The organism is Faecalicatena contorta (genome assembly GCF_021531895.1).
Lineage (GTDB): Bacteria > Bacillota > Clostridia > Lachnospirales > Lachnospiraceae > JAFBIX01.
The window spans coordinates 15,325-40,820 of record NZ_JAFBIX010000005.1; the positions used below are offsets into that span (position 1 = coordinate 15,325).

The following is a 25,496-nucleotide window of genomic DNA, read 5'->3' on the forward strand; positions in this document are numbered from 1 at the left end:
ATCATTTTTGTATTATGCTTCTGATACTTCTCCAGTAAATAATGATTCAAATTCTTCTCTTGAGATTTTTTCTTTTTCTAACAACAAGTTTGCACATGCGTGGAGAACATCATCGTATTTGTGGATGATATGTCTGGCTCTTGCATAACATTCATCAATAATACGTTTTACTTCCTGATCGATCACTGTTGCCACACCTTCTCCATATCCACGGGATGTATGGGCAAGATCTCTTCCTATAAACACTTCATCACTGTCATCATCATAATTAATCAATCCAACAGCCTCAGACATACCGAACTTGGTAACCATAGACTTTGCAAGTCCAGTCGCCTGTTTGATATCCTGAGAAGCTCCTGTCGTGATATCATCAAACACTTCTTCTTCTGCTACTCGACCACCCAATGCTACCGTGATATCCTGAAGCATCTTTCCTTTGGTGTTAAACATCTCATCATTTTCCGGCAACGGCATTGTATAGCCACCTGCGCTTCCTGTCGGAATGATCGACACACTATAGACCGGTCCAACATCCGGAAGTACATGGAACAAAATTGCATGGCCGGCTTCATGGAACGCAGTAATTCTCTTCTCTTTATCAGAGATAACACGGCTTTTCTTCTCCGCACCGATTCCAACTTTAACAAATGCTTTCTGAATATCTTCCTGCTTCAGATATATCCGATCACTCTTAGCCGCCAGGATTGCCGCTTCATTCAGAAGATTCTCAAGATCTGCCCCCGTGAAACCTGCCGTCGTCTGTGCAATCTGCTTCAGATCAATCTCTTCACTCAATGGTTTGCCCTTGGCATGAACTTTCAGGATCTCTTCTCGTCCTTTGATATCCGGTCTTCCTACCATAACCTTACGGTCAAAACGTCCCGGACGAAGAATTGCCGGGTCAAGAATATCAACACGGTTGGTCGCAGCCATTACAATGATGCCTTCATTCACACCAAAGCCATCCATCTCCACCAGCAGCTGATTTAATGTCTGCTCCCTTTCATCATGGCCTCCGCCCATACCAGTTCCACGGCGTCTTGCCACAGCATCGATCTCATCGATAAATATAATACATGGCGCGTTTTTCTTTGCCTCTTCAAACAAATCCCTCACTCGGGAAGCACCTACTCCGACAAACATTTCCACAAAATCCGAACCAGATATTGTAAAGAACGGTACTCCTGCTTCTCCGGCGACCGCTTTGGCAAGCAATGTTTTTCCAGTTCCCGGAGGGCCGACAAGCAGTACTCCTTTGGGAATTCTAGCTCCTACCTGGATATACTTTTTCGGAGCCTTCAGGAAATCTACAATCTCCTCCAGTTCTTCTTTCTCTTCTTTCAGACCTGCCACCTGCGCAAATGTAATCTTTTTGTCGTTGCCTGTGCTAAGCTTCGCACGACTCTTTCCAAAATTCATCGCTTTGGCATTAGCCCCGCCGCCCTGGCGATTCATAAGTGAAAAGATCAACACAATACCTAAAAGTGTTATCAAAAGCGGCACTAAAGTCGTACCTATCCAACTGTCCTGTGGTACATCCGGCATGGCATAATCAATCTGCTTCTCTTTCAGATAATCCTGAATGTCATTCACATCTGACACATACAGCCACTTCACTTCGCCTTCTTCGTCTCCGTGGCTCTTCATCTGTATCTCTACTCTTCCAGTCGGAACATTCTTATTCTGTGTAATCGTGACAGATTCTACATCCTCACTTACAATCAGACTTTCAAACTGTTTCCAGGATATCTCTTTTTCTTTCTGATCAACTTGATTGGTGAACCAGAATGCCGCAAATAAAAATACGACAAACATCAGAACAGTCGCACCGCTCAGTCCTCTAGTCCTTTTATCATTCAATGTTTAAAGCCCCTTTCTACTCCACTCCTTCTACAACTCCGATGTAAGGCAGGTTTCTATATTTCTGTGCATAATCCAGACCATATCCTACGACAAATTCATCCGGGATCTCAAATCCCACATAATCTACCTTTACATCTCTGACTCTGCGGTCAGGCTTATCAAGAAGTGTACACAATCTCATACTCTTTGGATTTCTCTTTTTCAGGATGTCCAGAAGATAATACAGCGTTCTTCCTGAATCAATGATATCTTCTACTACAAGCACCTCTTTACCTTCCAATGATTCATCCAGGTCTTTCGCGATCTTTACGACACCGCTGGATGAAGTGCCATCGCCATAACTGCTGACACTCATAAAATCCATGGATACTGGCACACTGATTCGTTTTGCCAGTTCACACATAAAGAATACTCCGCCTTTAAGCACGCAGATTAAATGCACCTGCTTACCTGCGTAATCTTCACTGATTTTTTTTCCTAATTCTTCGATTCGTTTTGCTACTTCCGCTTCTGGGACCAACACTTTAATGCTCTCTGCCATCTTTTTTTCCTCCATGAAAATGAATTTCCATAATTTTTCTGGTATGTTCAGTTACCTGATATCTCTGATTCTGTCGATACCCGACGATCCACATAATCTCCGATCCGTCAGCTACAAGCCACACTTGATCTCTTTCTTCCCGGGGTATCTTTTCATTCACAAAATACTGCTTTAACTTCTGAGTGCCTCCGTTTTTATCAATCGTAATATAATCTCCTGGCGCTCTATGCCTTATTTTTACAGTATTTTTTATTATATCATAATCAAACCATTTCGTGTAGGTTTTTTTCGGAAATATTACTATATCCGACTGTCGTTCAAAGATCCGAAACGTTGCCGGTTCTTCCGCCGATATATCCTCTATCGTATCCACATCTGTAGTCTTTGACAGAACGATCCCTTCATAGCATCGTCTGGCCTGCATGTGGTAGGGAAGATCTACTCTTCGTCCCACCTGCTTTTCGATAAGCTCCATCACCGCCCGGACATGCGCAGATTCTATATCCTTTCGTCTTCCTGCAATCTGACACAGCATCTCATGAATCATATACGCTTGCAACGCCTCGGGAGCTTTCCCGTAAGCTTCTGCATTCAATATTGCCTGATTGCCGTGCACATATCGGATACATTGCCGTGCGTGCCGCCTGGTCTCCTGCTCTACGAATTCACCCAGCTTACGCATCTGTTCCATCGTATCTGCCATATGTTCTACCGTCTGCTGATTAATCTGCTCTTCCAGATATGGGATCACATGACTTCGAATACGATTGCGCGTATAATCGTCTTCCAGATTCGTCTCATCCGTACAATAAGATATTCCCCGTTCTGCAAGATATGATTCAATTTCTTTTCTCTTCAGACATAAAAGTGGCCGCACATATACTCCATCTACCGGCGCAATTCCTCCCATTCCTTTCAGTCCACATCCACGACACAGATTCCAGATCAGTGTCTCTGCATTATCATTCTGATGATGGGCAAGTGCAATCTTCGTTCCGCCACTCTCTTCTAATACCTGTCCAAACCGCATTCGGCGGATATTTCTCCCGGCCTCTTCCAATGTCAGCTTATTCTCCTTAGCATACTTCTTCACATCTTCCCGGAAAATCCGAAGGTCTACCCCCTGTTCCCGGCAGACTTTCTGAACATAATCCGCATCCGCATCCGCGGTCCCTTCCCGAAGACCATGATGAACATGCACAGCCACAATAGAAAATCCCAATTCCTTCTGTAATTCTATAAGCATGAAAAGAAGGCATATGGAATCTGCTCCTCCCGATACGCCTGTCACCACTTTATCCTCTTTTTCCAGCATGTGATATCTCTGAATATACTCTTTGACCCGCTGATACATCTGTCTATCCTTCTTTAGTCTGCTAATGAATATCTTTAATATATAGAATTTTACTATAAAAAGCAAGTTTTCCTTATAATTTCCACATCCCCACTGCGAGCACCGTCATATCGTCCATCGGCACCTCTCCCGTCCATTCCAGTACCTGCCCCAGAATATGGTGAGCCAGTTCTTTCGGATTCACAATATCGGAATCCTGTATAAAGGTACACATCAACGCTTCCTGCTCTCCCACCGGCAGAGCATCGATTACTCCATCTGTTACCATAATCACATAATCTCCCGACGTCAACTCTTTTGTCTCCACATCAATCTCCAACTCCTGTAAGACACCGACTGGAAGTGTTGTGGAACTAATCTTCTCAACAGAATCTTTCCGCTTGATAAATGTTGTAGAAGCCCCTGCTTTTACAAATTCACAGGTGCCGCTATAGAGATCGAACAGGCATGCATCCACAGTTGAAAACCTCACTTCTTCCCTTCCAATGACCAATGCTGTATTCATCAGCTGAATTGCCGTTCTGACCGGGAACCCTGCTTCTAAGAGTTCCTCCAGCATCTCAACAACCATCGCACTCTCACGAAACGCTTCTTCTCCTGAGCCCATACCGTCTGACAATACAATTCCCTTTTTTCCGCCCGGAAGATCTTTCATCAAAAAGGTGTCACCAGAGATCTTCTCACATCCTTTGCCAATCTTTGCCACACCCTGAAGCGTGTGATATCTGGCGCTTTCAACGCAGGCAATGGTAGAATATTCCTCTCCCACCACCGGACGTTCTCCCTGTCTGGGCATCATTACCCTCCCCATCAGATCTCCAACCAGAGCCGCCAATTCTTTTGTGGCAATGATGTGCCCTTTTGCCGCTTTTACTGTAAGATGAATCTCATACTTTCCTTGCGGCGTGATATAGAACACCGAAGACAACATCTTTGCACCAGCTTTCTTCAAATGGGTTTTCAATCGCTTTTCCAGATGTTCATCTTCAAATATTCCTGCATCAAGTTCTCGGGTAGTATATTGGATCATCTTGGCAAAATACTTCAGCTGCCTGGCGAATCCTTCCCGATTCTGTACGATCTTATGGTTCCACAGCAGAATTTTTTTTGCATTCTCAAATACTTCCAGAGTCTCCCGCAAAAACCGCGGTGCCATAATGCATCGCTTCTGCAGACTTCTTTTCAATTCAATATTCAGCTCTGCTCCATATTCCTCAACCGCACACAATATCTCATATACCATCTGATAGGTATGCACTCGGTTTTCTCCCAGACACCACTCCTTCCTCTCACAGTTCTCGCATACTTTATCCGTAACCTTTTGAAACATTTCTTCAATCTCTTCTTTCGAAAATGTCCCCTTATAATCTTCTAAAGTAAGAAATGTCTTCGACAAATGCATCAATGAATCCGCAAACTTGTCCATCTGGATCACATATGGATTCAAAAAAGGTTCTTTTTCTTTTATTTCCGTCATTCTTTGCTCCCCTTTCAACGGTAAAAAATAAAAAAGCTCTAGGAATTTTGTCTCCTAAAGCTTATCTTCTGTTCATTATTTTGCTTTGAAAATGATCTCATTTTCATGTACAAGACCCAGCTTCTCTTTTGCCACATCTTCTACATATTCATCCGTACCCACGTACTCTTCAAGATCTTCGATTTCTTTCGAACGCGCCTTCTCTTCCTTAATCTGTTCTTCCAGTTCCTGCTCCTGTGCCTGATAAGACTGATCCTTAGCCCTTAATGTCATGCTATTGACGGATATCACCGCAAACAATAGAAAAACAACGGCACATACTGCAAAAACGCTCCTTTTATGGCGCTGCATACTTTTCTTAGTCCGTCTTCTGCGACGTCTTTGCTTCATACCACTCATAATTATTACTCACCCTTACGCCGGCACCCCTGCCAGCAATACTCGCCCGATTAATAATAATATATTAACTTTTTTTGTTTTTTTTATCAAGCTTTTGACTGAAATTCTTTTTTCTTATAAACGTAGATTTTTTTGTGCATCTTTTCCAAACAATTCAAAAAAAACGTCATAAAAACCGCCCCAACCACAACACCTAGTACAAAATACCATCGTATGCTACCATCACTTGTGTGGTAAATCTGCACAAACAAATATATAGCTGCTCCTGTCCAAAAGACTAGATCTTCAGCTTCTACTGCATATCGTCTATGCTTTACAATCTGACGAAAGCAGCTGATACACCGATAGGTAAGACGCACAATGGCACCAGAAAAAACTGCTGCCAGAAATATCATCATCTCTTCTTCAATTCCCGGCATGGCATCACCGGAATAGTTTTGAGAATAGATTTTCCTGATGTTTTCCGTAGCCTTGCACTTCAGAATAAGCGACACTGTCGATATTCCCCGACAGATCCACTTCTCCCTTCTCAAGGCTTAAGCGATTCACATGCAGATCACTGCCTTTTACCATCAACATCCCTTGTTCCGTCTCCAATAATATTTCATTTAAATCAAAGGATAGTACATCAATAACTCCTGTCACCAGACTGGTTTTTCGATTATTGATCACCAGTTTGTGATTTTTTTGTACCGTTCTTTCTTCCATGTGCCTCACAACCTTTCTTAATTATCTTATGAAAGGTTGTTTCTATTTATTACAAATACCGGAACAAGTCTTTCGCTTCTTCTTTCTTCGTAGTCTCCTGGATATCCAGAACTTCCACTTTGACCGTTTTCATTCCAAACTGAATCTCAATGATGTCTCCTGGTTTTACTTTCACCGAAGCTTTTGCCACATTGCCATTGACCAGCACACGACCCGCATCACACGCCTCATTAGCCACCGTTCTTCTCTTAATCAAACGGGATACTTTTAAAAATTTGTCTAATCTCATATTCTCTCCTTCTCCGTATTCCTTCACTTTTCGTATCAGCTCAAAAACCTGATAAGAACAGATTTTTTTATAGAGTAATAAAGGGTATCTCTCAAGCCTTTTACGGCTTTTGAGATACCCTTAATCTTATTCCATATCAGCTCACCGAATTATTCGTTAACAGCGTCCTTTAATGCTTTACCAGCTTTGAATTTTGGTGCTTTGCAAGCATCAATCTTCATTGTCTTACCAGTCTGTGGATTTCTTCCTTCTCTTGCTGCTCTCTTGCTAACTTCGAAAGTTCCGAATCCTACCAACTGAACTTTATGCTCTTTCTTTAATTCTTCTGTTACAACATCGATAAATGCTTTTAATGCTTTCTCAGAATCCTTCTTTGATAATTCTGCCTGGTCAGCGATTGCTGCTACTAATTCTGTTTTGTTCATGGATGATTTCCTCCTCTTGTTTACATATAGAATCCCTTATTTATTTAATTCTACTAATTTAACGCGACTTTCATAACAATTTAAATGAAACGCCTTTAGTTACAGTTATACCTGTTTTCCATGTAAATGTCAAGGTGATTTCTCAGTTTTGCCCCGTATTTTCAGGGTTTTTCACACTTTTTTAATAACTTAAAGCATTGTGTTAATCATGGACAAAACTTCTTCTCCCAGTTTGCTTGATTTTTCATCTGCATCTGCCAGAGATGTGCCCTTTATTCCATAGTAGAATTTTACTTTTGGCTCTGTTCCGGAAGGTCTTACACACAGCCATGCATCATCTGTCAGATCATAATATAATACATTAGACTTTGGAAGGCCAGTAGTAGTTACTTCGCCAGTCGCAATATCTTTGATGGTATCAGCCTGATAATCTCTTGCCTTCAGCACCTTATATCCGCCAACCTCTGTCGGTGGGTTCTTGCGAAGCGTCTCCAGGATCTCCTGAATCTTCTGAAGTCCTTCGATTCCTTTTAACGTAATAGACTGAATGTCGTCTTTATAGTAGCCATATTTATCATACATGTCCACCATTGCATCCCACAGAGTCTTTCCCTGCGTCTTGTAATATGCAGCAGCCTCACACAATGCCATTGTGGCAACAATTGCGTCTTTATCTCTTGCATGAGTTCCGATCAGGCATCCGTAACTTTCTTCAAATCCAAAAAGATAGCTTCCCTTACCTGTGGTCTCGAATTTTAAGATCTGCTGTCCGATGAATTTAAATCCTGTCAGTACTTCAATCAGACCGATATCATATCCCTTCGCGATTGCATCTGCCAGATTGGAGGTAACGATTGTCTTGATCAGATAACCATCATCCGGAAGTCCCTGGAGAGCTTTGCGCTGTCCAATCTCATAATCTGCCAACAAGCAGCCGGACATATTTCCAGTCAATGTATGATAAACGCCATCTTTGTCCTTTACACGCACGCCAAGACGGTCAGCATCCGGGTCTGTAGCAAGTACCAGATCTGCATCTACTTCCCTGGCAAGTTTCAATCCCAGTTCAAATGCTTCCTCTGCTTCTGGATTCGGATAAGAAACTGTTGGGAATTCACCGTCTGGAAGCTCCTGTTCTTTTACTACATATACATTCTCAAATCCCAGTTCCTTCAATATACGTCTTGCAGGGATATTGCCAGTTCCGTGAAGCGGGCTGTATACAATCTTCAGATCCTTTCCGACCGCATCAATAGAATCCTGATGAATTACCTGTTTCTTCAGTTCTGCTATGTATCCATCATCTACATCTGCGCCAATAACCTGATACAGGCCAGCCTTCTTTGCTTCTTCCTGATCCATTGTCTTAACAGTATTGTAATCTACAACAGCCTTTACCTCATCCATAATTCCTTTATCGTGAGGTGGTGTAATCTGTGCGCCATCTTCCCAGTATACTTTGTATCCATTGTATTCCGGTGGATTGTGGCTGGCTGTAATATTGATTCCGGCGATACAGCCCAGAGAACGCACTGCGTAAGACAATTCCGGTGTTGGACGCAAGGATTCAAACACATATGCCTTAATTCCATTTGCCGCCAGGCACAAAGCTGCCTCGTTCGCGAACTCTGGAGACATACGACGAGAATCATAAGCGATTGCTACCCCTTTGCCCTGCTCGCCCTTCTTAATAATATAATTGGCAAGTCCCTGGGTTGCTTTTCTTACAGTATAGATATTCATGCGGTTCGTTCCTGCACCGATAATTCCCCGAAGTCCGGCAGTTCCAAACTCAAGATCTTTGTAAAAACGCTCTTTGATCTCTTTATCATCCTCTGCAATACTCTTTAGTTCCGCTTTTGTAGTTTCATCGAAATATGGATTGCTCAACCACGCTTCATAATTTTCACGATATTCCATTGTCGTACCTCCTGTCCTTAATGATTCTATTATACAACAGGAATCTACAAATGAAAAGAAAATATATCCTCTAAAAATCGCTTCTTTTCTTCTGTCTGCCTAATTGCCAGCTCCAGTTTTTCAATACTCTTCGTGGATATCCATGCTTTATTTGAATGGTAGTATGAATTTGCGATTTTCCAGAATTTTTCCGGATAAATCAACCGAATCTTCAGATACTCCATCTCTGAATCTGTAAGTGGGCGGATTGCTGAATATGCATTCAACATATTATCACCCAGTCTCTCTCTCCACCCATGCTTTTCCATAACTTTACGCAAAAAATAATACAAATCTTCAACTTGGACATCTCGTTTAAATTTTTCAAAGTTCGTTGTAGCAATACCATAGGGCTCTTTTCTATAATTGCCGCTCCCCGAACTCCCATTTGCCAAAAAATTATTTCCTGAGAGCATCAGGACATTATGATAATTGTATTCCCCATGTGTCATACAGCAATTTTCCACACTCTCCTGATAAAGCTTCTCGTAATCTGAGTTCTCCAATTCCTCTAATGCTATCGCCGCCCATTGATACATCTGGTCAAAATATTTTAAAAAGGAGGATTCAAACGCCCCCTTGGGAGAGATGCCACGCACAAATCTTCTTACTTTTTTTAATTCTCGATTATGCCTCAGGTACTCCTCTTCAAGATGTGCACCCGGCATCACACTATGCTCCATCCTATGACACATCAGGGTATGCAGTTTCGCCAGATTCCCCGAAGCTGCCAAAAGCTCTGACGGTTTCTTAATATCACATTCCTGTCCCCGAAACCATAGCTTCAACACATATCTGCTTCCATCTTCCAAGACTGAGAGAAATTCCCCCGTCTTCGTCAGCACAATCCGATCCGTTCGTGTATACCCCTGATTCTGAAGATATTCATGTAACTCATATAACGCAGGAATACGTTTTTTGGACACTTTTACTTCCTTAAGCAACAGAATTCCTTCAACTGTGTCGCATAAAATAGCACCCCTGGTCTTGCGGGTGCCGCTGACTTCAATATCATATTGTTCTAATATACTTTGTTCATACTCCTGCATATCCATCCCCTGCACTCTACATTACATATTCTCTCTAGCGTATGATGCAAAAAGATAAAATATGATTAGGAGCTTATTTAAGTTTTTTTAAAAGTTCGTTTTTTTCATTTAATTCAGGATTCTCTATTACCATTTCCAACAGTTCGTTCAATTTATCTCCGATTTCTTTTCCCGGTTTCATCCCTGCTTCAATCAAATCCTTTCCTGTAACGGCCAGATTTTTTAATGATACACACTGCCCAGTCTCTACTATTTCCTGATACAACTTTTCGATATCATTCAGATTTTTCACTTTTTCTTCTCTCTGATACATACTCTGCGCGAGTATATCTGCACGGCGGACCTCCATATAATATGGGAACAGATCCTCTCCGATTATATTCATTGCACGGCGGACATTCTTAGCCGTTGCAGGCATTCGATAATCATGGTAACGCACCAATTTCGTCACTTTACCAATCGTATTATTGTCAAATTTTAATCTTCTCAATATTGATTTTGCAATAATTTCACTTTCTAAAGCGTGCTTTTTAAAATGCGCCACACCTGCTTCATCCATGGTTTTTAACGCCGGCTTTCCCATATCATGCAGCAACATCGTTAATCGCAGCACCTTATCGGCACGTACATTCTGCAATGCATGTAATGTATGCTCTCCCACATTGTACATATGATGCGGCGTCTCTTGTTCTGTAACCATTAAACGGTCAAATTCCGGCAAAAATATCTTCGTAATACCAAGATCATATGCGTCCCGCAATAACTCTGGCCGCGCCGAAGTGAGCATTTTCACCAACTCCACTTGTATCCGCTCTGCGCTGATATTGTAAAGCGTAGGGGCCAGTTCTTGCATCCCGCACCGCGTCTCCTCCTCTATCGAGAAGCCAAGCTGAGCCGCAAATCGAATTCCCCGAAGAATTCTAAGTGCATCTTCGGAAAAACGTTCCCTCGCATTTCCCACACATCGTATTATTTTTTTATTTAAATCCTCCACACCGCCAAAGATATCCACGAGCCCATCTTTGTCATTGTAAGCCATCGCATTAATCGTAAAATCTCTCCGCAGCAAATCTTCTTTCAGACTTCGCGTAAACGTTACTTCCTTCGGATGACGGCTATCTTCATATTTGCCATCAATTCTATACGTTGTCACTTCATATCCTTCTTTGTCAAGGAGCACCGTGACCGTCCCATGTTCGATTCCAGTGTCAAATGTCTTATGAAACAAAGATTTCGTTTCCTGCGGCATAGCAGACGTTGTAATGTCCCAATCTTCCGGTTCTCTGCCGAGAATCGAATCCCTGACACATCCACCAACAGCATAGGCCTCATATCCATGTCCCTGCAACGTCTCAATAATCATCCTTACATTCGTCGGCAATTGTATATTCAGGTTTCCCACAATCTCATCCTCCCTCACATTCATCTATACACCATCATAACATGGGGACGGGGGTTTTTTCAAATTCCTCCGTCCCAAATTAAAATAACCGTGTCCCTTTTTCATTTTACCCTGTCCCTATTAATCCTCCTCTAATATTTTGCATAATAATCATTACTTTTTTCTGTGATATTTGCAAAACTTTCATTAGTTCTTTTTTATATTCTTTTCTTATCTCCACATAATTAAACAATTCTTCCTCCCGCAAATTATATTTCCACTTGTATTCTGCAAGAATTTCCTTTGCAATTCTCATGTTGTTTTTTTCCATATCCTCATCCACATCGTCAAATATATCCCAACTCTCAAATCTGTGGAATTCAAGGAAATCCTGATTTGTGTGAAACTTTTGATTTACCATCAAAAAAGCCTTCTCATCCAGAATGTCTCGAACTCCTCTGTAAAATTCTGACATACTACTGTATTTATAATCCAACATTTCTTTCACGCTTCCATTTTTCGCCGGATTTCTGTGGATATATCGAAGGCAGTTCCAAAAATAACTTTCCTTTTCTACGCATTGGCTCTTAAATCTGTCCTGAAAAACATATCCAATTCTATGATGTTTATAATTATAATAATGTGCAAATGCGGCTAAGACTTTAGCCATAAATGACGCTAATTCTTTCAAATCAGCTTTGATTAACATATGAAAATGATTTGGCATTATGCAATATGCTAAAATAGCCACCTCATACTCAGAAAGATTCTCTCGAATCAAATTGATGATACGGGTTTTTTCCCCTTTTTCTTTAAAAACCGGCATTTTATTTAATCCACGCACCATTACATGGTACATTCCGGTCGAACTTTCCTGTCTTGCTCTTCTTGGCATTTTTCTCCCTCCTTTGCAAAGAGGGACACCACAAAACGAATTAGGGACACGGATATTTTAATTTGGGACGGAGGAAATTGAAAAAACCCCCGTCCCCAACTAAGGAGCTTAGTATGATTTGCCCCAATATGCCATGTGTTTTGCTGGTTTTCCGCACCAGATACATTTGTCTGAAATCATTTCTTCATCTTCGATCAGACATCTGGTCGCAGCTCCACCTGTGACGTATTTTACTTCACCTTCGCATTCTGGATCTCCGCACCAGCAAGCTTTTACGAAACCACGGTTTGCCTGGAATTTTTCTTTCATTTCGTCCATCGTTGTTGCTGTATCAATATGGCTCTGTAAGAAGTCATTTGCTCTGTCATACATATCCTGCTGTTCTTGCTCTAAGATGTCACGTAATTTTGTGGCAATTTCGTCCAGAGATACTACAATCTTCTCACGGTTATCACGACGTACGACTACAACCTGGTTCTTCTCAATATCCTTTGGACCAATCTCAATACGGGTAGGAATACCAAGGATTTCCTGCTCAGAGAATTTCCATCCAGTACTCTTATCAGAATCATCAATCTTCACTCTATAACCGGCTTTTTTCAATTCATCCAGCAGTGCAAATGCTCTGTCAAGCACGCCTTCTTTGTGCTGTGCAATTGGAATAATACGGCATTCAACTGGTGCAACGTGTGGAGGAAGAACCAATCCATCGTCATCACCATGTACCATGATCAGGCCGCCGATACTTCTGGTAGACCATCCCCAGGAAGTCTCGTAACAACTGTGAAGCTGATTATTCTTATCCACATATTTAATGCCAAATGCATCTGGGAATCCACTTCCGAAGAAATGGCTGGTCGCGGACTGTAGTGCTTTTCCATCATGCATCAGCGCTTCGATTGTGTAGGTATCCTGTGCACCTGCAAATTTTTCATGTTCCGCTTTTCTTCCTGCTACGAAAGGCATTGCCAACGTCTCAGCATAGCAGTCTTTATATACCTGCCACATCTGGATGGTTCTTTCTTCAGCTTCCTCATAGGTTGCATGAAGAGTATGGCCTTCCTGCCACAGGAATTCTCTTGAACGTAAAAACGGTCTTGTTGTCTTTTCCCAACGAAGAACAGAATTCCACTGATTCCATACTTTTGGTAAATCTCTATAAGAACGAACTGTCTTAGCCCACAAATCACAGAACAACGTCTCAGATGTAGGACGAATACACATTCTTTCCTGCAATCTTTCCATACCGCCATGAGTTACCCAGGCAACTTCCGGTGCAAATCCTTCGATATGTTCAGCCTCCTTTTCCAGCAAACTTTCCGGAATCAAGGTTGGTAGATATACATTTTCCACACCTGTCTCTTTAAAACGTCTGTCCAGATCTGCCTGAATCAGTTCCCAGATTGCATAACCATTTGGCAGATAATTCAAGCATCCTTTCACGCTTGAATAATCACACAGTTGTGCTTCACGAACAACATCTGTGTACCATTGTGCAAAATTTTCATCACGTGGTGTGATATTTTTTACTAATTTTTCCTTTGCCATGTTTCTCTTCTCCTTTTCTTTTCCAGCAGGGCCCTTGCCCCACGATAATTTTAGCCGGGAACCAATCTGCTCTTTGTCAAATGTTTTGACTTTAAATAAAACAAAAAACACCGGGCTTCTCGTTCCCATCAAAGGGACCGAAAAGCTCGGCGGTACCACCCTAGTTAACTGCGACCCTCTCGCAGCTCTCTCTCACCACCATTAACGCTAGTGTCACGCTGTACTTTCATACAGGGGCTCCAAGGTAGGTTCATTACTTATCAATACAAGAATCTTTCAGCCAAAGGATTCCCTCTCTGTAGAATTGCATCCGTAATTACTATTCCTCTTCTTCACCCATCCTGCCTTCTGCAACCATCATTGCCAGCAGGTTATTCGATTAAACGTAATTTTAATCCATTGTTTTTTATTTGTCAAGACAAAACATGCCACTATCGAATCAAAATATACACAAAAAACGCCAGATAGGCAATCAAAAACAAAGCTCCCTCTGTTCTTCGAATCTCTCGCTTGCTGATTGCCGAAAAATAAACGATCAAACTTGCTACAATTAACAAGACGGTATCATAAACCGCTGTAACATCCAATGTAATCGGTGTGATCACAGAAGATATTCCTAAAATCAGCAATATATTAAATATATTCGAGCCAACCACATTTCCCACTGCAAGATCATTTTCGCCTTTCCCTGCCGCAACCATAGAAGTCACTAATTCCGGCAGAGAGGTTCCAAGGGCCACAATTGTCAAGCCAATAAAGGTCTGACTAAGCCCGAATGTTTCAGCAATATTACAAGCACTGTCTACAACCAGATCGCCACCCAGCGCAATCCCAGCAAGCCCTCCGATTATATATAATGCACTTTTCATCGGACTCATCACTTTATAATCCTCTTCCACTTCAGACACTTCATTTCTTGACGCAAGAGCATCTCTTACCGTCGCATAGAGAAATACAGCAAATAATATCAGAAATAAAAGTCCGCCCCATCTTCCAAGAACAAAAGTCCCTTCTCCGCTTAAAACTTTTGCAATGGAAAAATCCGAATCCAGCAAAAGCAAAATTACCGCGATAAAAATTGAGAAAGGAAATTCTTTCTTTAGCAAAGACCATTTTGCCTGCACTGGATTCACTAACGCGCAACAGCCAAGCACTACCAGAAGATTGAATATATTTGACCCCAAAACATTACTAACCGCCAGATCATTACTCCCCTGTATTGCTGCCGTGACGCTGACCGATAGTTCCGGCATACTGGTTCCAAAAGCCACAACAGTAAGTCCAATAATAATCGTTGGAACTTTCAGTATTTTTGCAACGCTCGAACTTCCATCCACAAAAAAATCCGCGCCCTTAATCAGCAGAACAAACCCTACTATCAACAATATATAATCCATAACATTCTTCCTCGTTTCATTTGCATATTCTTTCACACTATGGTTAAATGATAAGAGCGAAAAGAATCAAAGTCAAGGAGAATTATATATGGCAGCAAATACTCTGGAAATATTATACGAAGATTCCCATATCCTTGTATGCGTAAAACCCCACGGAATCGCAACTCAAAGCAAACGAATCGGCAGTCCCGATATGGTAAATTTATTAAAAAATCACATATATCAATCCAATCCTTCCCAAGGAGAACCCTACCTCGCAGTAATTCACCGCTTAGACCAGCCAGTTAAAGGAATTCTTGTATTTGCCAAGACTCCATTTGCCGCAAAAGAACTAAACAAACAACTCACTTCCCAGGGATTTGGCAAATATTATCGTGCCCTTGTCGACGGATGCCCCCCTCAAGATGAAGGCAAGCTAGAAAATTACATGATAAAAGATACAAAAACCAACACCTCCAAAATTTGCACCGCCAACACAAAAGGGGCAAAAATTGCCAGACTCTCCTACAAAATCATCCAAAAGGGACAGGGTTATTTTAATTTGGGACGGAGGAATTTGAATTTTCCCCCGTCCCCAACTGAACTTGACATCCATCTGGATACCGGCCGCCATCACCAGATTCGTGTACAATTAGCCAATATCGGCTGTCCTATCATCGGGGACACCAAGTATAATCCCCATTGCAGCGAACGGAACGAATGGCAAGAAATCTGTCTGTGTGCCTATAAACTAGAATTTCAGCATCCTAAAACACACAAACTCCTACATTTTGAATTATAAAAAGGGACAGGGTTATTTTAATTTGGGACGGAGGAAATTGAAAAAACCCCCGTCCCAAATTCATCATTGAAAAAACCCCCGTCCCAAATTCATCAAAAAAGAAGAGGGAGCACTCCCTCTTCTTTTATCCTTCTTATTCCTCAGCTGGTTCTTCTTTTAATGCCTCTTCATATTTTTCAAGAATAATGTTCTGAATGCGTTCTCTTGTTCCTGAATTAATCGGATGTGCAATATCCCGATACTCACCGTCCAAAGCCTTCTTACTTGGCATAGCAATAAAGAGTCCTTTTTCGCCCTCAATAACTTTGATATCATGTACTACAAATTCTTCATCCATAGTAATTGAAACCACTGCTTTTAATTTTCCCTCTTTTGCTACTTTACGCACGCGTACATCTGTGATTTGCATTTTTCTTCTAGCCCCTTTCTTCCAAGCCGTTGCACTATAGTGCATACCTCTCGTTCTTTTCCACAACTACCTTCACACCATTTTCCCCAACATGACGTGTATTTGCTCTGATCGTGTCGCGGCTCTCTACAATACAGTTCTCAATATATGTATTGTCACCGAGATAGACGTCGTTCAGGATAATTGAATTCTTGATGACACAATTATTTCCGACAAACGTCTTCTTGAAAAGGATAGAATTCTCTACCGTACCGTTGATGATACTTCCGCTCGCCACAAGACTGTTCTTAACCACCGAACCAGGATTATATTTCGCTGGCGGCAAGTCGCTCACTTTTGAGTAGATCTCAGGACGCTCTTTGAAGAAATAATTTCTTACTTCCGGTTTCAGAAAATCCATGTTCGTCCGATAATAAGCATCCACTGTTGATATGTTGCTCCAGTAATCTTTTATCTTATAACCATATATTTTTTTCAGATTCTTATATCTGATCAAAATATCAGTTACAAAATCAAATCTGTCTTCTTCTGCGCAATTCTCAATCAATTCTATCAACAGTCTTCTTCTGATCACATAGATTCCCGTTGATATGGTATTCGAAGTTGCAACCATCGGCTTCTCTTCAAATTCCAAAACGCGCATATCTTCATCCATTTTCAGCGTTCCAAAACGGCTGGCATCCTCATCCGGCCCCAAATCCTTACAAACCACCGTAATGTCGGCCCGCTTATTGATATGGTATTCTAACACTTTGTTATAATCCATTTTATATACAGCATCTCCCGACGTAATGATCACATACGGCTCATGACATCTTTTCAGGAAATCCAGATTCTGATAAATCGCATCAGCAGTTCCACGATACCAGTATCCATTATCTGCTGTGATCGTAGGGGTAAATACATACAGCCCCCCTTGCTTTCTTCCGAAATCCCACCATTTTGATGAATTCAGGTGTTCATTCAATGAACGCGCATTATACTGAGTCAGCACTGCTACTTTTTGTATATGCGAATTAGACATATTACTCAAAGCAAAATCAATCGCACGATAACTTCCTGCTATCGGCATCGCTGCACTTGCTCTCTTCTGAGTCAGTTCACGCATCTTGTTGTTACTTCCGCCTGCTAAAATAATTCCTACTGCTCTCATGCTCGTTCACCTGCCTTTATTAATGTCTCTCCACTTTCCAGTATTCCATTCGGATAGTCCTCTCTTGTCGTAACACCACTGATCGCAGTATTCTTTCCAATCTGAACTCCATCCGGAACCACGGAATTCTCACCAATTGTTACAAGGCCAAATGAATAAATCGCCGGCTTAAGTTTGTTCGGTACATCACTGCCGATTCCCAATGTAACATTCTCGCCAATCTCACAGTTCTCTGCGATAATTGACTTATCAATGACACATCCCTTCTTGATCTTCGTATCTTTCATAATGATAGAATCTCTGACAACGGCACCATCTTCTATGGTTACTCCCGAACCAATGACACAGTTACGTACTTCACCGCCAATCTCAGAACCATTTCCAATCAGACTTCTTTCAATCACTGCCTGTCCGGAAATATACTGTGGCGGAAGGATCTCACTGTTCGTATATATCTTCCAGAATTCTTCATAAAGATTGAACTCCGGAATAATATCGATCAATTCCATATTGGCTTCCCAATAAGATCCTAACGTTCCAACATCTTTCCAATATCCGTTGTATTCGTATGCAAATAACCGTTGTCCCTTATTGTGGCAATACGGAATAATATGCTTACCGAAATCACATCCTGGCTCGTCCTTTAATGCGAGCAACGCTTCTTTTAATACTGGCCAACTAAAAATATAAATACCCATAGATGCCAGATTGCTCTTTGGCTGCGGTGGCTTCTCCTGGAATTCTGATATCTTACCGTCACCGTCCGCGATCACAATACCAAATCTGCTTGCCTCTTCCAATGGTACAGGCATTGCAGCGATAGTCACGTCTGCATGATTCTCCTTATGATAATCCAGCATAACCTCATAATCCATCTTATAAATATGGTCACCTGACAGAATTAATACATAGTCCGGATTAAAGGTCTCTATATAATCCAAATTCTGGTATATCGCATTCGCCGTACCGGTATACCATTCGCTGTTGCTACTCTTCTCATAAGGAGGTAGAATCGTAACTCCTCCAAAATTACGATCCAAATCCCATGGAATTCCAATTCCAATATGTGTGTTCAATCGTAATGGCTGATATTGCGTTAGCACTCCGACCGTATCAATTCCTGAGTTTATGCAGTTGCTGAGCGGGAAGTCAATAATTCTATATTTTCCTCCAAAAGCAACAGCCGGCTTCGCAACTTTTGCTGTAAGAACCCCTAAGCGGCTTCCTTGTCCTCCTGCCAGCAGCATTGCTATCATCTCTTTTTTTCTCATGTCATCACCCCTTCTCAGTAATCTTGTCGTTCACATTATACCACAGTTTCTTTTAGTAGTGAACAAATTTTACAAAAAAAATGAATTTTTCGTGAACATTTTATTAAAATATCACAAATATTTACGACTTGGTTTTTTTCTCATATATGTATATAATAATATGGATAGAAAAATACTTTTATGACTATTTTTTAATAACAATAGAACATTCATGAAAAAGGAAGGTATCTTATGTATAAAATTAATTTTCATCAGCCTGCACACGTACATTTTATCGGAATCGGCGGTATCAGTATGAGCGGTCTTGCCGAGATTCTCTTAAAAGAGGGCTTTACCATATCTGGATCTGACAACAAAGAATCTGCCTTGACAGATCACCTGTCCAATCTGGGTGCCAACATTTTTTACGGACAGAAAGCATCCAACATCATCCCGGGAATTGATGTTGTTGTCTACACCGCCGCAATTCATGAAGATAATGAAGAATTTCAGGCTGCCGTACAACAAGGACTTCCTATGTTAAGCAGAGCAGAGCTTCTCGGGCAGTTGATGACCAACTATGACGTTCCGATCGCCGTATCGGGAACACATGGCAAGACAACAACGACATCTATGCTTTCTCATATTCTGCTTGCTGGCGAGATGGATCCTACCATTTCAGTCGGAGGAATTTTAAAGGCAATTGGCGGTAATATCCGCGTAGGAGATTCTGGATTATTTGTAACAGAAGCATGCGAATATACCAACAGCTTTCTTCACTTTTTCCCGAAGATCGGTATCATTTTGAACATTGATGAAGATCATTTAGATTTCTTTAAAGATCTGGCTGATATCCGCAATTCTTTCCGTAAATTTGCTGAACTCCTGCCAGAAGACGGGACCTTAATCATCAATGGCAATATTCCAGACCTGGGAGAGATCATTGATGGCCTGAAATGCAGGGTTCTTGTATATGGAAATGACAGTTCCATGGATTACAGTGCTACCAACATCTCCCATAATAACTTAGGTGAGGCATCTTTTGATCTGGTAAAATCTGGAACATTTGTTGACAGGATTTCCCTTTCCGTCAATGGTGACCACAATGTATCTAACGCATTGGCCTCAATAGTTGCCGCTGATCTTCTGGATATCCCTGTGGAAACCATGAAAAAAGGACTGAAAGAATTCCATGGAACTAACCGTCGATTTGAACACAAAGGTGATATAAACGGAATTACAATTATTGATGATTACGCACATCATCCAACAGAGATCAACGCGTCCCTGACGGCTGCAAAGAATTATCCTCACAGAGAGATCTGGTGCATTTTCCAGCCACATACTTATACCAGAACCAAGGCTTTATTCCCTGAGTTTGTGGAAGCATTATCGCATACCGATCATATCATCCTTGCCGACATCTATGCCGCAAGAGAGACAGACACCCTGGGAATATCTTCCAAGGATATTGCCGATGCATTAATCGAAAATGGACGTGACGCTTATTATTTCCCATCATTTAAAGAGATTGAAGATTTCTGTATGGAAAAATGTCAAAAAGGAGACTTGTTGATAACTATGGGAGCGGGAGACGTTGTAAATATTGGCGAAGACCTTTTGAAACGCTAGTTATCCACATTTTCCACAGATTTTTATCCACAAAAAACTTGATTTTTGGGTCAGAAATTTCTTTTGTCCCTGTCTTTCTGGTGCTATAATATCTCTACGATATTTCTAAAAATGTGTATGGAACCAACGAGGAGGACTGGCGTAAGAATTATGAAGAAATTGACCCTTACTAATTATGCACAGGGAAATACTACTGTGCTGGAGAATGAATTTATAGACCGTTATATGATCAAGGCAAACGGCGAATATGTAAAAGTATATCTTCTTCTTTTGCGCCATTTGAATGAAGCTTCTGGAATGCTGTCCATCTCTGAGATTGCTGATATCCTGGAATGTACAGAAAAGGATGTACTGCGCGCACTGAAGTACTGGAAGAATCAAGGACTTTTGGACTACTGTGACCATACCGAAGAGCATAATGCAGATACTGGCAGAAGCAAGGCAGAGACATCAGAGACATCTGCTCATTCTGCTGCAGCCACTATGACTGTTTCCGACACAGGAGCTGTCTCCGACAATGATTCTGCCGCTGTGCCTAACATACAGCAATACAGAAGTCGCAAGGAACGCAAGGAATTCAAAGAGCTTCTTTTCGTTGCCGAACAGTATCTCGGTAAGACTTTGTCTGCTGTTGATATTGATACCATTACATACTTTTTTGATACTCTGCATATGTCTGCAGAATTAATTGAGTATTTAATTGAATACTGTGTGGAAAATGGTCATAAAAGCATGCATTATATCCAAAAAGTTGCTTTATCCTGGAACGAGCAGAAGATCACGACCGTTTCCGATGCAAAAGCAAGCACCGTAGCGTATAACAAGAACTGTTATTCTGTCTTGAACGCATATGGAATCAAGGGACGTGCACCTGCTGCTTCAGAGATTACTTATATCAAAAAATGGAATGAAGAATACGGATTCACTTTGGACATTATTCTGGAAGCATGCAACCGCACGATGAATACGATTCATCAGCCTAACTTTGAATATACAGATACCATTTTAAAGAATTGGCGAAGCAAGAATGTACATTATCTAAAAGATATCGAGGCACTGGATGCCGATTATCTAAAATCAAAAGAGCAGAAGACAGCTCAGGCCACAAAACCAGACAAGCATATAAAGACGACAAAGTTCAACAATTTCGATGGTCGCTCATACGATATGAACGATTTAGAGCGCAAGTTAGTTCAGCAATAAATACATAACGCAAGGAGATTTTCCCCGGCATGGCACTTTCCAATTCTCAGTACGATCAATTGATGCGTACTTATGAACAAAAACAACTGGATAATGAACATCAACTCAGGGAACACTACAGGCAGGCATATTCTTTCATTCCAGAGTTAGAAGAGCTGGATCAATCTATCTCTGCCATGAGTGTTCAAAAAGCACGCCGACTCCTTGACGGAGACAGTCAGGCATTGTCTTCTTTAAAAGAGGATTTGAATTTCCTGATTGCACAGAAAAAGCGGCTTCTTCAATCCCATGGATTGCCGGCAGATTATCTGGAGCTCCATTACAACTGTCCTGACTGTCAGGACACAGGTTATATTGGAACTGAAAAATGCCATTGTTTCAAGCAGGCAATCGTGGAGCTTCTATATACACAATCCAATTTACAGGAAGTCCTGGATAAAGAGAACTTTTCTACCTGTTCTCTAAGTTATTATTCCAACAACCACATAGATCCTCTTACAGGAAGATCTTCGTTGGAATCCATGCAGACCGCATTAAAGGTATGTCATGATTTCGTAGATACATTTTCCGATGAATTTCACAATATTCTATTATATGGCGACACCGGGGTCGGCAAAACCTTCCTCTCCCACTGCATTGCCAAGGAATTGATGGATACTTCTTTTTCTGTTGTATACTTTACTGCAGCTCAATTATTTGATATCCTGGCAAAGAACACATTTGGTAAAAAAGAGGAACAGAATTTGCAGGCTCAAGAACTGATCTACGATTGTGATCTTCTGATTATTGATGATTTGGGAACCGAGTTTTCCAATACATTCACGGTATCACAATTGTTCAGCTGTCTGAACGAACGTATATTAAGACAGAAATCTACTATTATCTCTACCAACCTCGCGTTGGAAGATATAAAATCAATCTATTCAGAGCGGACTTTTTCCCGGATCAGCAGTAATTATACGATTCTGAGGCTGACTGGTGACGATATCCGCATCCAAAAAAAATTATTAAACCTGGGAGGTACAAATGATGTTACGCCGTAATGATCGCATTCTAGAAAACATACCTGTCGGAGCACTTGGAATTATTGCTCTCGACGGTTGCACCGAGATGGGCAATAGGGTGAACGATTATCTTGTAAAATGGAGAAAGGAAGATGGCTCTGCCTATAAAGACGATGTTGTCTTCAACGGTTATGAACGAGATACCTATCTTATTGATGCAAAAGTTCCACGATTTGGATCCGGCGAAGCCAAAGGTATTATCAATGAATCTATCCGTGGAAAAGACTTATATCTTATGGTTGATGTCTGCAATTATAGTCTGACCTACTCTTTGACCGGTCATACCAACCGCATGTCTCCGGATGATCATTACCAGAATCTGAAGCGTGTAATTGCTGCAGTTGGAGGAAAAGCTCGACGTCTGAATGTCATCATGCCTTTCTTATATGAGAGCCGTCAGCACAAAAGAAGCAACCGGGAGTCTCTGGATTGTGCACTTGCACTTCAAGAACTTGTCCGTATGGGCGTCGATAATATCATTACATTTGATGCTCATGACCCAAGAGTTCAGAATGCAATTCCACTGAATGGATTCGAAACGGTGCGCCCTACTTATCAGTTCGTCAAGGGTCTTCTTCGGCGTTTTAAAGATCTGCAGATTGACAGCGAGCATATGATGGCCATCAGCCCTGATGAAGGTGCTACCGGACGTGCGATTTACCTTGCAAACGTATTGAATCTTGATATGGGTATGTTCTATAAACGCCGTGATTACACCAAGATTGTCGATGGACGCAACCCAATTGTTGCACATGAATTTTTAGGATCTTCTGTCGAAGGCAAAGATGTCATTATTCTGGATGATATGATTTCTTCTGGCGACAGTATCCTGGATGTTGCCCGTCAGCTAAAACAGCGCAAAGCCAAACGAATCTTTGCTGCCGCAACATTCGGTCTGTTCACAAACGGGCTCGACAAATTCGACAAAGCATATGAAGAAGGAACTATCGACGCAATTCTTACCACCAACCTAATCTATCAGACACCAGAATTGTTGGAACGTCCTTATTATATCAACTGTGATATGAGTAAATATATTGCACTCATGATCGATACATTGAATCATGATGGATCTATCAGCAGTATCTTGAACCCAGTAGATCGTATCCATAACGTTGTGGATAAATATAACAGAGGAGAGGAAATCTAACCAGATTTCCTCTCCTTTTATATTTATATGATCTCCTCATGATAGGCGATATTCAGTTCTTCCAATAGTTGTTTTTCTCTCTTCTGGCAGGTAAAGATCAGGACTTGTTTCTTATGAATGCTCAGCCATTGCATCACTTTTTTTAATCGATTTTCATCATAATATGCAAACGTATCATCCAGAATCACCGGATAATCTTCCTCAAACAATAGCTCGCCTGCTGCAAGGCGAAGGACAAGATATATCTGTTCTATCGTCCCCCTGCTCAACTGCTCCATTGGAACTTTTCTTCCTTCTGCCATAACACTCATATGCAGATTCTCTTCAATAAAAAGTCTGGTGTATTTTCCATCCGTAATATATTCCAGGATCTCCGATGCCTTCCCATCCAGCACCGTCTTCAACTGTTGCTGCAATTTTGCAGACAGATTATTCAGCTGATCCATAGCCAACTGGAGGGCTCTGCGCTTTCTGTCATATTCCCGGTAATCCTCACTGACTTCATCTAATTCTGTCAATTGTTCTTGTAAATTACTGTATTGAACCTGCTTTTCTCTCAATTCCTCTTCCACATGTGATTTTTCCCAGACAAGTCTGTCTAACGGAATCTTCTCTTCTTCTGGTGTAATCTCTTCCAGCAAAATCTCAGGTGCTGTTTTTTCCTGCTTTTTCCCCACTTTCATCCGATTCCAGGTGTATAATCCACAAGCAAGAAAAATTACAATTGCGACCAGATAATTCCATGGTTTTGCGATCAACGCAAAAGCAAGTATCACAAACACAGCAAACAGCAAGAGTTCAACCGGGTGAATTCTCCATTTTGCCGGCCTGAGTTCATCAATCTTCCGCCGATTCTCTTCCTGATCCTTCTCCTTTTTCTGACGATATTCTAATTCTCCTGTAATGCGTTCACACTCTTCTTCCAGGTGATGGATATCTCTCCATACATAAGAAGCTTCCTGTTCCATCCGTTCCCTTTTTTGCTGCTTTTTCATAAGATAATTCTTCTCATCACGCTCGAGAAGCTTCTTTTTCTCTTGAAGAGACTGCAATGCCCGACCTAGATCAAGTTCACTATTTCCCGTTGCATAATAATTTGTCGCATAGTTCTTTAATTCTATTCCCAGAGACTGACCGGTCTCTATCTTTAACTGACCGATAAATACCGTATTCTCATAATTTCCGGCATTCAGCCCTCCCAATAATACATCCAGATCTCCATCTGTAACCGACAATTCTTCTCCGTCATCTTCACAGATTAATTCTGCCTTTTTTGAGTATTTGTCAAAATTCCTATCAAGTCGAAAGGTCTTTTGCCCTACTCGAAATCTCAATGAGCCAGCGTAATAATTCGGATTCTCCCACGGCTCATAGATACTGTATGTATCATAAACAGACGCTCTTCCCCGGCCTCGTTCCATTCCAAAAAACATCCCTTTGATAAAGGTATGGATCGTAGATTTACCGGATTCATTTTCGCCATACATAAGGTTCATACCTTCTTTTAATTGTATGGACTTGTCTGTAAATTTCCCAAAATTCTTTAATCTTAATTCCTGAATTATCATA

24 protein-coding genes and 1 other annotated feature are annotated in these 25,496 nt (G+C 41.3%); of the genes, 5 read left to right on the plus strand and 19 right to left on the minus strand.

Translation table 11 applies throughout. The features are described 5' to 3' along the window. Positions 1 to 12: 12 nt before the first annotated feature. The 15 genes from ftsH to JQM81_RS02460 form a co-directional block, all read right to left on the minus strand. Positions 13 to 1,860, minus strand: a complete 1,848-nt coding sequence (gene ftsH, locus JQM81_RS02390) for an ATP-dependent zinc metalloprotease FtsH (RefSeq protein ID WP_235231932.1) — start codon at positions 1,858 to 1,860, stop codon at positions 13 to 15. A 16-nt stretch (positions 1,861 to 1,876) separates the two neighbouring features. Continuing rightward, positions 1,877 to 2,404 carry a hypoxanthine phosphoribosyltransferase gene (hpt, locus tag JQM81_RS02395; RefSeq protein ID WP_235231933.1) on the minus strand — a complete coding sequence of 176 codons (528 nt, stop codon included), beginning with the start codon at positions 2,402 to 2,404 and terminating at the stop codon, positions 1,877 to 1,879. After that, a complete protein-coding gene (tilS, locus tag JQM81_RS02400; protein WP_235231934.1) occupies positions 2,388 to 3,758 on the minus strand; it encodes a tRNA lysidine(34) synthetase TilS in 1,371 nt (456 codons plus the stop codon). The genes hpt and tilS overlap by 17 nt, the downstream gene beginning before the upstream one ends. Before the next feature lie 73 nt (positions 3,759 to 3,831). Next, on the minus strand, positions 3,832 to 5,235 hold the full coding sequence (locus JQM81_RS02405; RefSeq protein ID WP_235231935.1) for a SpoIIE family protein phosphatase: 1,404 nt from the start codon (positions 5,233 to 5,235) through the stop codon (positions 3,832 to 3,834). A gap of 75 nt (positions 5,236 to 5,310) precedes the next feature. Further along, positions 5,311 to 5,634 (minus strand): septum formation initiator family protein, encoded by a 324-nt coding sequence (locus JQM81_RS02410; protein ID WP_235231936.1) that lies wholly within the window; start codon positions 5,632 to 5,634, stop codon positions 5,311 to 5,313. A gap of 86 nt (positions 5,635 to 5,720) precedes the next feature. Then, positions 5,721 to 6,053 carry a spore cortex biosynthesis protein YabQ gene (yabQ, locus tag JQM81_RS02415; protein WP_235231937.1) on the minus strand — a complete coding sequence of 111 codons (333 nt, stop codon included), beginning with the start codon at positions 6,051 to 6,053 and terminating at the stop codon, positions 5,721 to 5,723. 4 nt (positions 6,054 to 6,057) lie between these two features. After that, on the minus strand, positions 6,058 to 6,342 hold the full coding sequence (gene yabP / locus JQM81_RS02420) for a sporulation protein YabP (RefSeq protein ID WP_235231938.1): 285 nt from the start codon (positions 6,340 to 6,342) through the stop codon (positions 6,058 to 6,060). Positions 6,343 to 6,391: 49 nt separating this feature from the next. Continuing rightward, entirely contained in the window at positions 6,392 to 6,631 is a 240-nt protein-coding gene (locus JQM81_RS02425) for an RNA-binding S4 domain-containing protein (protein WP_235231939.1), read from the minus strand. A 149-nt stretch (positions 6,632 to 6,780) separates the two neighbouring features. Beyond that, complete coding sequence (locus JQM81_RS02430; RefSeq protein ID WP_328282588.1) at positions 6,781 to 7,089, minus strand: HU family DNA-binding protein; 309 nt, start codon at positions 7,087 to 7,089, stop codon at positions 6,781 to 6,783. A 156-nt stretch (positions 7,090 to 7,245) separates the two neighbouring features. Next, on the minus strand, positions 7,246 to 8,976 hold the full coding sequence (locus tag JQM81_RS02435; protein ID WP_235231941.1) for a phospho-sugar mutase: 1,731 nt from the start codon (positions 8,974 to 8,976) through the stop codon (positions 7,246 to 7,248). Positions 8,977 to 9,020: 44 nt separating this feature from the next. Further along, positions 9,021 to 10,064: a MarR family transcriptional regulator gene (locus JQM81_RS02440; protein ID WP_235231942.1), complete on the minus strand. Its 1,044-nt coding sequence runs from the start codon at positions 10,062 to 10,064 to the stop codon at positions 9,021 to 9,023. Between the two features lie 73 nt (positions 10,065 to 10,137). Continuing rightward, positions 10,138 to 11,457 carry a CCA tRNA nucleotidyltransferase gene (locus JQM81_RS02445; RefSeq protein WP_235232013.1) on the minus strand — a complete coding sequence of 440 codons (1,320 nt, stop codon included), beginning with the start codon at positions 11,455 to 11,457 and terminating at the stop codon, positions 10,138 to 10,140. Positions 11,458 to 11,572: 115 nt separating this feature from the next. After that, positions 11,573 to 12,340 carry an REP-associated tyrosine transposase gene (locus JQM81_RS02450; RefSeq protein ID WP_235231943.1) on the minus strand — a complete coding sequence of 256 codons (768 nt, stop codon included), beginning with the start codon at positions 12,338 to 12,340 and terminating at the stop codon, positions 11,573 to 11,575. A 108-nt stretch (positions 12,341 to 12,448) separates the two neighbouring features. After that, positions 12,449 to 13,888, minus strand: a complete 1,440-nt coding sequence (gene proS, locus JQM81_RS02455) for a proline--tRNA ligase (RefSeq protein WP_235231944.1) — start codon at positions 13,886 to 13,888, stop codon at positions 12,449 to 12,451. A 129-nt stretch (positions 13,889 to 14,017) separates the two neighbouring features. Beyond that, positions 14,018 to 14,230: a binding site (T-box leader), on the minus strand. 89 nt (positions 14,231 to 14,319) lie between these two features. Then, positions 14,320 to 15,285 (minus strand): calcium/sodium antiporter, encoded by a 966-nt coding sequence (locus JQM81_RS02460; protein ID WP_235231945.1) that lies wholly within the window; start codon positions 15,283 to 15,285, stop codon positions 14,320 to 14,322. Between the two features lie 88 nt (positions 15,286 to 15,373). Here JQM81_RS02460 and JQM81_RS02465 point away from each other — a divergent pair, with 88 nt between their 5' ends. Next, a complete protein-coding gene (locus JQM81_RS02465) occupies positions 15,374 to 16,066 on the plus strand; it encodes an RluA family pseudouridine synthase (RefSeq protein ID WP_235231946.1) in 693 nt (230 codons plus the stop codon). A gap of 133 nt (positions 16,067 to 16,199) precedes the next feature. Here the strand turns inward: JQM81_RS02465 and spoVG are convergent, their stop codons facing one another. From spoVG to JQM81_RS02480, 3 genes are read right to left on the minus strand one after another with little or no spacing between them, the layout of a single operon-like run. Next, complete coding sequence (spoVG, locus tag JQM81_RS02470) at positions 16,200 to 16,475, minus strand: septation regulator SpoVG (RefSeq protein ID WP_235231947.1); 276 nt, start codon at positions 16,473 to 16,475, stop codon at positions 16,200 to 16,202. 34 nt (positions 16,476 to 16,509) lie between these two features. Then, on the minus strand, positions 16,510 to 17,628 hold the full coding sequence (gene glgD, locus JQM81_RS02475) for a glucose-1-phosphate adenylyltransferase subunit GlgD (RefSeq protein ID WP_235231948.1): 1,119 nt from the start codon (positions 17,626 to 17,628) through the stop codon (positions 16,510 to 16,512). Further along, positions 17,625 to 18,899, minus strand: a complete 1,275-nt coding sequence (locus tag JQM81_RS02480; protein ID WP_235231949.1) for a glucose-1-phosphate adenylyltransferase — start codon at positions 18,897 to 18,899, stop codon at positions 17,625 to 17,627. Before JQM81_RS02480 ends, glgD begins: the two co-directional genes overlap by 4 nt. A gap of 231 nt (positions 18,900 to 19,130) precedes the next feature. Here JQM81_RS02480 and murC point away from each other — a divergent pair, with 231 nt between their 5' ends. The 4 genes from murC to JQM81_RS02500 all read left to right on the plus strand — a co-directional run bounded on the left by murC (position 19,131) and on the right by JQM81_RS02500 (position 23,927). Continuing rightward, on the plus strand, positions 19,131 to 20,510 hold the full coding sequence (gene murC, locus JQM81_RS02485; RefSeq protein WP_235231950.1) for a UDP-N-acetylmuramate--L-alanine ligase: 1,380 nt from the start codon (positions 19,131 to 19,133) through the stop codon (positions 20,508 to 20,510). Positions 20,511 to 20,660: 150 nt separating this feature from the next. Continuing rightward, a complete protein-coding gene (locus tag JQM81_RS02490) occupies positions 20,661 to 21,713 on the plus strand; it encodes a DnaD domain protein (RefSeq protein WP_235231951.1) in 1,053 nt (350 codons plus the stop codon). A 29-nt stretch (positions 21,714 to 21,742) separates the two neighbouring features. After that, a complete protein-coding gene (locus tag JQM81_RS02495) occupies positions 21,743 to 22,756 on the plus strand; it encodes an ATP-binding protein (RefSeq protein WP_235231952.1) in 1,014 nt (337 codons plus the stop codon). Continuing rightward, a complete protein-coding gene (locus JQM81_RS02500) occupies positions 22,743 to 23,927 on the plus strand; it encodes a ribose-phosphate pyrophosphokinase (RefSeq protein WP_235231953.1) in 1,185 nt (394 codons plus the stop codon). The genes JQM81_RS02495 and JQM81_RS02500 overlap by 14 nt, the downstream gene beginning before the upstream one ends. A 23-nt stretch (positions 23,928 to 23,950) precedes the next feature. Here the strand turns inward: JQM81_RS02500 and JQM81_RS02505 are convergent, their stop codons facing one another. After that, positions 23,951 to 25,495, minus strand: a complete 1,545-nt coding sequence (locus JQM81_RS02505; RefSeq protein WP_235231954.1) for an ATP-binding protein — start codon at positions 25,493 to 25,495, stop codon at positions 23,951 to 23,953. Position 25,496: the final 1 nt, after the last annotated feature.